General features: G+C 42.8%; 4 tRNA genes. All 4 read right to left on the reverse strand.

Features of this window, described 5'->3' with window-relative positions:
* Positions 1-142 precede the first annotated feature (142 nt).
* Positions 143-216: transfer RNA gene (locus H9635_RS19120), tRNA-Gly, on the reverse strand.
* 20 nt (positions 217-236) lie between these two features.
* A tRNA-Arg gene (locus H9635_RS19125) sits at positions 237-313 on the reverse strand.
* Between the two features lie 15 nt (positions 314-328).
* Positions 329-414 (reverse strand) — tRNA-Leu (locus tag H9635_RS19130).
* A 54-nt stretch (positions 415-468) separates the two neighbouring features.
* Positions 469-544: transfer RNA gene (locus H9635_RS19135), tRNA-Lys, on the reverse strand.

Genomic DNA, 544 nt, shown 5'->3' on the forward strand with positions numbered 1-544 from the left:
AAATCTATTGTTTGCTTCATTTAAGAAGCTTGTTTCATTAACGTTGCTTGTTCAGTTTTCAAGGTTCATTGTGTTGTCGTTAGCGACAACTTTTATATCATATAACATCCATTTTAGAATGTCAACAGTTTTTTAAAAAAACTGGAGCGGGTGATCGGAATCGAACCGACAACATCAGCTTGGAAGGCTGAGGTTTTACCACTAAACTACACCCGCATTTTATTATTTTATATTTTTGGCGCGCCCGACAGGAGTCGAACCCATAACCTTCTGATCCGTAGTCAGACGCTCTATCCAATTGAGCTACGGGCGCAAGTTAAAAGTTACTTGGTGCGGCCGAGAGGACTTGAACCTCCACGGGGTTGCCCCCACTAGGCCCTCAACCTAGCGCGTCTGCCATTCCGCCACGACCGCTTCATTCGACTTTAATTATTATACATCTTTAAAATAATTTGTCAATATGAAAACTGGTGAGCCATGAAGGACTCGAACCTTCGACCCTCTGATTAAAAGTCAGATGCTCTACCAACTGAGCTAATGGCTC

It is taken from the genome of Solibacillus faecavium (assembly GCF_014836905.1).
GTDB classification, from domain to species: Bacteria; Bacillota; Bacilli; order Bacillales_A; family Planococcaceae; genus Solibacillus; species Solibacillus faecavium.